This is a genomic window from Micromonospora sp. I033, from assembly GCF_053890995.1.
Genome location: NZ_JBSSLX010000237.1, coordinates 1 through 8,355 on the forward strand (window position 1 = coordinate 1; position 8,355 = coordinate 8,355).

The window sequence follows — 8,355 nt, forward strand, 5'->3', positions numbered from 1 at the left end:
GCCCGTTGTTGGGTCTGCCGGGGGGTCAGCTCTTGTCGAGCCGGCCCTCGGTGTCCTCCTGGTAGCTGGCGCCACCGTCGGACTCGCTGGTCAGCGGCTTCGCGCCGCCCTCGGGCGGGCCGGCCAGGGAGTGGCCGGCGGCCAGCTCCGGGAACTTGGCGTCGAAGGCGGGCCGCTCGGAGCGGATCCGCGGCATCCGGTCGAAGTTCCGCAGCGGCGGCGGCGAGCTGGTGGCCCACTCGAGCGAGTTGCCGTGGCCCCACGGGTCGTCGACCTCGACCACCGGACCGGTCTTGTACGACTTCCAGCAGTTCCAGATGAACGGCAGGGTCGAGATACCGGTGATGAAGGCACCGACCGTGGAGAGCGTGTTGAGGAACGTGAAGCCGTCCCCGGGCAGGTAGTCGGCGTACCGGCGGGGCATGCCCTCGGCGCCGAGCCAGTGCTGCACCAGGAAGGTGGTGTGGAAGCCGATCATGGTCAGCCAGAAGTGAATCTTGCCGAGCCGCTCGTCGAGCATCCGGCCGAACATCTTCGGGAACCAGAAGTAGATGCCGCCGAAGACGGCGAACACGATGGTGCCGAAGAGCACGTAGTGGAAGTGCGCCACGACGAAGTACGAGTCGTGCAGGTGGAAGTCGAGCGGCGGGCTGGCGAGCAGCACGCCGGTCAGGCCACCGAAGAGGAAGGTCACCAGGAAGCCGACCGCGAAGAGCATCGGCGTCTCGAAGGTGATCTGGCCCCGCCACATGGTGCCGATCCAGTTGAAGAACTTCATGCCGGTCGGCACGGCGATCAGGTAGCTGAGGAAGCTGAAGAACGGCAGCAGCACCTGGCCGGTGGCGAACATGTGGTGCGCCCACACGCTCATCGACAGGGCGGCGATGGCGATGGTCGCGGCGACCAGGCCCTTGTAACCGAAGATCGGCTTCCGGGAGAAGACCGGGATGATCTCGGTGATGATGCCGAAGAACGGCAGCGCGATGATGTAGACCTCGGGGTGCCCGAAGAACCAGAACAGGTGCTGCCACAGCATCGGGCCGCCGGTGGCCGGGTCGTACACGTGGGCGCCGATCAGGCGGTCCGCGGCCAGCGCGAAGAGCGCGGCGGCGAGCAGCGGGAAGACCAGGATCGCCAGCAGGCTGGTGACCAGCATGTTCCAGGTGAAGATCGGCATCCGGAACATGGTCATGCCGGGGGCGCGCAGGGTCAGGATCGTGGTGATCAGGTTGACCGCGCCGAGGATGGTGCCCAGACCGGAGATGGCCAGGCCGACCACCCACATGTTCGCGCCGACGCCCGGCGCGTGCTCGGCGGTGCTCAGCGGCGTGTACGCCGTCCAGCCGAAGTCGGCCGCACCGCCCGGGCTGATGAAGCCGGCGGTGGCCATGGTGCCGCCGAACAGGTACAGCCAGTAGGCGAAGGCGTTCAGTCGGGGGAACGACACGTCGGGCGCGCCGATCTGCAGCGGCACCACGTAGTTCGCGAAGGCGAACACGATCGGCGTCGCGAAGAACAGCAGCATGATCGTGCCGTGCATGGTGAAGAGCTGGTTGTACTGCTCGGGCGACAGGAACTGCAGGCCCGGCCGCGCCAGCTCGGCCCGCATGATCAGGGCCATCAGGCCACCGATCATGAAGAACGCGAACGCGGTGACCATGTACATGATCCCGATCTGCTTCGCGTCCGTGGTGCGCAGCAGCCGCGCGATTGCCGACCCCTTGACCGGCTCGCGGACCGGCCAGGGCCGGGTCACGACCGGCTTGGGTGCGACGGTGGTCACGAGTGGCCTCCGGTTCTGGGTTGTCCCGCTCGGCGCGCTGTTCATCTGCGCGGCCGTCATCCGCAAGGAGGATAGTCCCCGGTAGGCGGCCCCGCCGCGTGGGGTGGGCGGCTACGATCACCGCCGCCCTAGAGCGGGCCGGTCAACAGCCGGTAGTGCTCCCGGAAGATCCGGCCGCCACGGCCGCGCAGCAACGGGTCGCGCAGCGCCGGCGGCACGTCGCGGGTGCGGTTGCGGTCCCGGGTCCGGTCCCGCACCCAGCGGGTACGCGGGCGGCGGCGACTCTCGTACGCGATGAGCGCCGCGTCGACGCTGCCGGCCGCCTTCAGCGACTCGGCGAGCACCACGGCGTCCTCCAGCGCCATGGCGGCGCCCTGGGAGAGCGTGGGCGCGGTGGCGTGAGCCGCGTCACCGACGAGCAGCACCCGGCCGTGGAACCAGCGCCCCAGCTCGACCTCCTCGGTGAGCTGCACGTCCACCGCATCGAGGGCGGCGAGCACCTCGGGCACCGGGCCGCCGTAGTCGCCGAACAGCTCGTGCAGCCGGGCGAGCGGGTCGGCCGGCAGGCTGGTGCCGGCCTCGTCGGCGTAGCAGTGCAGCCGGCCCGCGCCGAGCGGCACCACCAGGAAGCCGGCGCGCTGGCCGAGCAGGGCGGTCCAGTCGGCCACCCGGGGGCCGCCGCGCACCACGCTGCGGTAGACCACCTGGCCGGCGGGGCGCGGCGGACCGCCGAGCGCGGCCAGGGTGCGCACCGCCGAGCGGGGGCCGTCGGCGCCGATGACCAGGTCGTACTCGCCGCTGGTGCCGTCGGTGAAACCGACCGCGACGCCGCCCGGCAGCGGCTCGACGGTGCTCACCTCGGCCCCGTGCCGGACCGCGCCGCCGGCCCCGGTGAGCAGCACCCGGTGCAACTCGGCGCGGGGCAGCGCGCGGCACTCCCCCACCCCGGCCCAGAGCGCGTCGAGGTCGACCTCGCAGAGCGGCGCGCCGGTCGCGTCCAGGAAGCGCTGCCGGTGGATGACCTGGCCGAGGGGGCGCACCGGGCCGTCGAGGTCGAGCCGGCGCAGCGCCCGGGCCGCGTTGCCCGGGAGGTAGAGGCCGACGTCGGCGCGCTCGGCCGGGGGCAGCTTCTCGGTCACGTCGGGGCGGAACCCCGCCAGGCGCAGCGCCCGGGCCACGGCGAGACCGGCGATGCCCGCGCCGACGACGAGGATGCGCAGGGGGGAACCACCCATCGTGGGGTACGCCTCCGGAGGGGTTCGGAACGCGTTGGAGGCAAGACATTACTCGCCGCAACCAACCGGCGGAAGTGCCCAACGGCCCTGGCGTGGACGCCCGGTCAGTGACCGGGAGCCCTCCCACCGGCGGGAGTCCCACCTCCGACCGGCTGACCCGGCCGCCGACGCGCGCAGCGCTCCGCCATCGGCCGATCACCCGACGTCACCGAAACAATCGGCGCGGCCGGTGCGGTTGCGCGTTGGTTTCAGACATGTAAATGTGTTGTTCTGAGCTTGGGAGCGCTCCCGGCCGTACCCCCGACCCGAGTCGGCGCCCCCCGCGCCGAGCCAAGGAGCATCATGAAGCGTCCACTGAGGGCCCTCGCCGCGGCCGGTCTGCTGGCCGTCGGCTCGATCGTCGCCGTCGCGCTCGGCGGCACCGCCTCCGCCGACACCCAGATCTGCGAGCAGTACGGGTCGACCACCATCGGCGGCAAGTACGTCGTGCAGAACAACCGCTGGGGCACCACCGCCCAGCAGTGCATCAACGTCACCTCGACCGGCTTCTCCATCACCCGGCAGGACGGGGTGGGGAACACCAGCGGTGCGCCGGTCTCGTACCCGTCGATCTTCGTGGGCTGCCACTACACGAACTGCTCGCCCGGCACCAACCTGCCGGTGCAGGTGAAGAACATCAGCAGCGCGCCGAGCAGCATCAGCTACAACTACGTCAGCGGCGCGATCTACAACGCCTCGTACGACATCTGGCTCGACCCGACGCCGAAGAAGGACGGGGTGAGCCAGATGGAGATCATGATCTGGTTCAACCGGCAGGGCTCGATCCAGCCGATCGGCTCGCCGGTGGGCACGGCCAGCGTCGCCGGCCGGACCTGGGAGGTCTGGCGGGGCAGCAACGGGTCGAACAACGTCATCTCGTACCTGGCGCCGTCGGCGATCCCCAGCATGAGCTTCGACGCGATGGCGTTCATCAACGACACGAGGAGCCGGGGCGCGATCACCAGCGACTGGTACCTGACCAGCATCCAGGCGGGCTTCGAGCCGTGGCAGGGCGGCGTCGGCCTGGCGGTGAACTCCTTCTCGCAGAGCGTGAACACCGGCGGCACCACGCCGACCACGCCGCCGGCCACCACCCCGCCGCCCAGCACCCCGCCGCCGGGCAACGCGGCCTGCTCGGTGAAGTACACCACCAACGTCTGGAACAACGGCTTCACCGCCGACGTGACGATCACCAACACCGGCTCCAGCACCGTCAACGGCTGGACCCTGAACTACAACCTGCCCTCGGGCCAGAGCATCACCGGCTCGTGGAACGCCACCGTGACGCAGAGCGGGTCCGCCGTGACCGCCCGGAACCTGAGCTACAACGGCACGCTGGCACCCGGAGCCTCGACCAGCTTCGGCTACCAGGCGACGCTGAGCGGCGCGTTCTCCGCACCGAGCAGCTTCACCCTCAACGGCGCCACCTGCGCCAGGGCGTGACGCCCACCTGATCCCGGGGCGCGGTCCGCACGGGCCGCGCCCCGTCCCAGGGTCAGTGGCCGAGGGCGTCGATGTCGCGCATCTCCTCGGCGGTGAGCGAGAAGCCGAACACGTCGGCGTTGGCCCGGATCCGGTCCGGGGTGACCGACTTCGGGATGACCACGATCTCGTGGTCGATGTGCCACCGCAGCACCACCTGGGCCGGCGACACGTCGTGCGCCTGGGCGATCCGGGACAGCACCGGGTCGGCGAGGTCGCTGGTCTTGAACGGGCTGTAGCCCTCCAGCACCACCCCCCGGTCCCGGTGGGCGGCGTGCACCTTCCGGTCGTACAGGGACGGGCTCCAGCGGATCTGGTTGACCGCCGGGGTCTCCTCGGTGGCCTGGATCAGCTCGTCGATCTGGCTGACGCTGTAGTTGCTCACCCCGACGGCCCGGGCCAGGTTCTCGTCCCGGGCGGCGAGCATCTCGCGCCACACCGGGATGCTGTCGCCGGGCGCGGACGGCGGCCAGTGGATCAGCCACAGGTCGACGTGGTCGGTGTCCAGGGCGGCCAGGCTCGCCTCGATGGTCTCCCGCTCCCGGCCCACCCGGTCCGGCGGCAGCTTCGTGGTGATGAAGAGATCCTCGCGGCGCAGTCCGCTCTCCCTGACCGCCCGGCCGACCTCCTTCTCGTTGCCGTACATCGTCGCGGTGTCGATGTGCCGGTAACCGGCGTCGAGCGCGGCGAGCACCGCGTCGTACCCGGCCTCGCCGGTGGCCTGCCAGGTGCCGAAGCCGAGCAGCGGCATCCGGACGTCGCCGGTGAGCGGGACGGTGGGCTGGTCGAGGTCCATACCGACGCTTCTACCCGTGATCGCCGCCGCCATGCCGGCGACCCGCCGGCCGGCGGCGGAACGGGACAGAAGCGGCAGGAACCGGGCGATCGGGCCGGACCTGCCGGAGAATGCGGGGGTGGCTGACCGGCTGGAGGAGTACCGGCGGAAACGGGACGCGGCGCGTACCCCGGAGCCGGTGCCGGAACGGACCCCGGAGCGGAAACGGGCCGCGCGGCGCAGGCCCCGGTTCGTGATCCAGCAGCACCACGCCCGCAGCCTGCACTGGGACCTGCGCCTGGAGCACGACGGCGTGCTGGCCTCCTGGGCGGTGCCGCGCGGCCTGCCCCGCGACCCGGGCCGCAACCACCTCGCCGTGCACACCGAGGACCATCCGATGGAGTACCTGACCTTCCACGGTGAGATCCCGGCCGGCGAGTACGGCGGCGGCCGGATGACGGTCCACGACACCGGCACCTACCGCGTGGAGAAGTGGCGCGACGACGAGGTGATCGTGGTCCTGGACGGCCGCCGGACGAAGGGGCGGTACGTCCTCTTCGCCACCGGCGGCCGGGGCCGGGACTGGATGGTCCGCCGCACCGACCCGGCCCCGGAGGGCTGGACGCCGATGCCCGAGCTGGTCCGCCCGATGCACACCACCCCGGGGAAGGGGCTGCCGAAGGACGAGGCCGCCTGGGGGTACGAGCTGCGCTGGGACGGGGTGCGGGCGATGGCGTACGTCTCGGGCGGCCGGCTCCGGCTGCTGGACGCCGCGGACGAGGAGATCACCGGGGCGTACCCCTGGCTGCGCGCGATGGCCGAGGAGCTGGCCCCGGTCGAGGCGGTGCTGGACGGCGTGCTGGTCCGGATCGACCCGGGCGGGCGGGTCAAGCCGCCCACCAAGCGGGACGGCCAGTTCCTCGCCGTCGACCTGCTCTGGCTGGAGGGCGTGACCAGCCTCGACGTGCCCTACGCCCAGCGCCGGGAGCTGCTCGACGGTCTGGCGCTGACCGGCCCGCACTGGCAGACTCCGCCGTGGTTCCCGGGGGTCGGCGCCGACGCCCTGCGGACCGCCCGGGAGCAGGGGCTCCCGGGAGTGGTGGCCAAGCGCCTGGACTCGGAGTACGAGCCGGGTCGGCGCAGCCGGCACTGGTTGAGCCTCGACCCGAGCTGAGGAGCGCCGTGCATCTGACGCACCTGGAGTGCCCGCGCTGCGGTGAGCAGCATCCGGCCGACAAGTTGCAGAACCTCTGCGAGTGCGGCTCCCCGCTGCTGGCCCGCTACGACCTGGCCGCGGTGGCCGCCGCGGTCACCCCCGAGCAGTTCGGGCTACGCCCGGCCGACCTGTGGCGCTACCGGGAGCTGCTGCCGGTGGCCGATCCCCGCTTCGTCACCACGCTGGGCGAGGGCTGGACGCCGCTGCTGCGCGCGCCGGCGTACGGGCAGGAGATCGGGATTCCGGACCTGATCGTGAAGGACGAGGGGCTGACCCCGACCGGGTCGTTCAAGGCCCGGGGCGCGGCGGTCGGCGTGAGCCGCGCCCGGGAGCTGGGCGTCGAGCGGATCGCCATGCCGACCAACGGCAACGCCGGCGCGGCCTGGGCGACGTACGCGGCCCGGGCCGGGATGGGCGCGACCATCGCCATGCCGCTGGACGCGCCGGCCATCTGCCGGCGGGAGTGCGTCGCCGCCGGGGCGGACCTGCGGCTGGTGGACGGCCTGATCAGCGACGCCGGCCGGTGGGTGGCGCGGCTGGTCGCCGAGTCGGGCGGGCGGGTCTTCGACGCCGGCACGCTGCGCGAGCCGTACCGCCTGGAGGGCAAGAAGACCATGGGGTACGAGATCGTCGAGCAGCTCGGCTGGCAGGTGCCCGACGTGATCATCTATCCGACCGGGGGCGGGGTCGGGCTGATCGGGATCCACAAGGCGCTGCACGAGCTGCGCGAGCTGGGCTGGGTCGAGGACCGGCTGCCCCGTCTGGTCGCCGTGCAGTCCACCGGCTGCGCGCCGATCGTCCGCGCGTTCGCGGCGGGCGAGTCCCGGGCCACCCCGTGGGCGGACGCGCACACCCTGGCGTTCGGCATCACCGTGCCCGCCCCGCTCGGCGACGAGCTGATCCTGGCCGCGCTGCGGGAGAGCGGCGGCACCGCGATCGCCGTGGAGGACACGGAGATCCTGGCCGACCTGCGCGACTTCGCCGCCCGGGAGGGGCTGCTGCTCTGTCCCGAGGGGGCGGCCTGCCTGACCGCCGCCCGGCACCTGCGGGCCGGGGGCTGGATCCGCCCCGGCGAGCGGGTGGTGGTGCTGAACACCGGCGCGGGCATCAAGTACCCGGAGACCGTGGACGTCTCGGCCGTACCGACGGTGTGACGCGGGCTCCCCGGAGACCGGGGAGCCCGCGTCGGCCGTCCTACCGGTAGGTGATGTCGGAGGCGGAGTAGAGGCAGTTGACGCCGTCGGCGCCCTCGCCGATCTCCGTGGGCTCGCTGCCCTTCGGCACGCCCTGGTACTTGACGCAGATCCGGGTGGACCGGTTCGGGTCGTTGAGGATGGTGATCCGGCTGAACCGCGCCGTGTCGCCCCAGTTGGTGTTGATGCCGGCCAGGACCTTGGTGCCGGTGGCGGTGACGTTGTCCATCACCACGTGCCGCTGGTAGGAGGTGGAGCAGTTGCCGCAGGCCCGGTAGAGCTTGCCGGAGCTCTCCACCCGGAAGTTGCGGATGTGGACGGTGCCCGGGCCGTTGTGCTGGAACACCTTGTCGCTGGCCGACCGGGCACCCCCGCCGTCGACGGTGTAGGTGGTGCCGCCCCGGAAGGTGGCGGCGTCCTCGCCGACGTCCTCCCACCAGACGTTGACAAGCGTGCAGTTGCCCTCGCAGTGCACGCCGTCACCGGCCGGCGCGCCGATGATCACGTTCTTCAGGGTGGCGCCGGCGGCCAGCTCGAACATGGGGTCCTGGCTCTCGCTCTGCCCACCGTCGCCGATGCCGTAGTAGCGCTTCATCCCGCCGTCGAAGGTGCCGGAGACCGGGACGGTGGCG

The 8,355-nt window shown here is 72.0% G+C and carries 7 protein-coding genes; 3 read left to right on the forward strand and 4 right to left on the reverse strand.

Annotated features, from left to right (window positions below):
- Positions 1–25: 25 nt before the first annotated feature.
- Together ctaD and ACW0Q9_RS26655 are read right to left on the reverse strand one after the other, a co-directional pair.
- The gene (gene ctaD, locus ACW0Q9_RS26650) at positions 26–1,783 is read right to left on the reverse strand and encodes an aa3-type cytochrome oxidase subunit I (protein WP_456185880.1); all 1,758 of its coding nucleotides are present in this window, start codon (positions 1,781–1,783) and stop codon (positions 26–28) included.
- A 128-nt stretch (positions 1,784–1,911) separates the two neighbouring features.
- Positions 1,912–3,018, reverse strand: coding sequence for an FAD-dependent monooxygenase (locus ACW0Q9_RS26655; protein WP_456185882.1), 1,107 nt, complete (start codon positions 3,016–3,018; stop codon positions 1,912–1,914).
- A 342-nt stretch (positions 3,019–3,360) separates the two neighbouring features.
- On the opposite strand from ACW0Q9_RS26655, the gene ACW0Q9_RS26660 reads away from it, so the two are divergent.
- Positions 3,361–4,500 (forward strand): GH12 family glycosyl hydrolase domain-containing protein, encoded by a 1,140-nt coding sequence (locus ACW0Q9_RS26660; protein ID WP_456185884.1) that lies wholly within the window; start codon positions 3,361–3,363, stop codon positions 4,498–4,500.
- Positions 4,501–4,552: 52 nt separating this feature from the next.
- Here ACW0Q9_RS26660 and ACW0Q9_RS26665 read toward each other — a convergent pair whose 3' ends face one another.
- Positions 4,553–5,335 carry an aldo/keto reductase gene (locus ACW0Q9_RS26665; protein ID WP_456185886.1) on the reverse strand — a complete coding sequence of 261 codons (783 nt, stop codon included), beginning with the start codon at positions 5,333–5,335 and terminating at the stop codon, positions 4,553–4,555.
- Between the two features lie 118 nt (positions 5,336–5,453).
- Between ACW0Q9_RS26665 and ACW0Q9_RS26670 the strand changes: the two genes are divergently transcribed.
- Together ACW0Q9_RS26670 and ACW0Q9_RS26675 are read left to right on the forward strand one after the other, a co-directional pair.
- On the forward strand, positions 5,454–6,488 hold the full coding sequence (locus ACW0Q9_RS26670; RefSeq protein ID WP_456185888.1) for a DNA polymerase ligase N-terminal domain-containing protein: 1,035 nt from the start codon (positions 5,454–5,456) through the stop codon (positions 6,486–6,488).
- Between the two features lie 8 nt (positions 6,489–6,496).
- A complete protein-coding gene (locus ACW0Q9_RS26675; RefSeq protein ID WP_456185890.1) occupies positions 6,497–7,684 on the forward strand; it encodes a threonine synthase in 1,188 nt (395 codons plus the stop codon).
- A gap of 40 nt (positions 7,685–7,724) precedes the next feature.
- Here ACW0Q9_RS26675 and ACW0Q9_RS26680 read toward each other — a convergent pair.
- Positions 7,725–8,355, reverse strand: a 631-nt coding sequence (locus tag ACW0Q9_RS26680; RefSeq protein ID WP_456185892.1) for a pectate lyase, incomplete at its 5' end; no start/stop codon positions are given.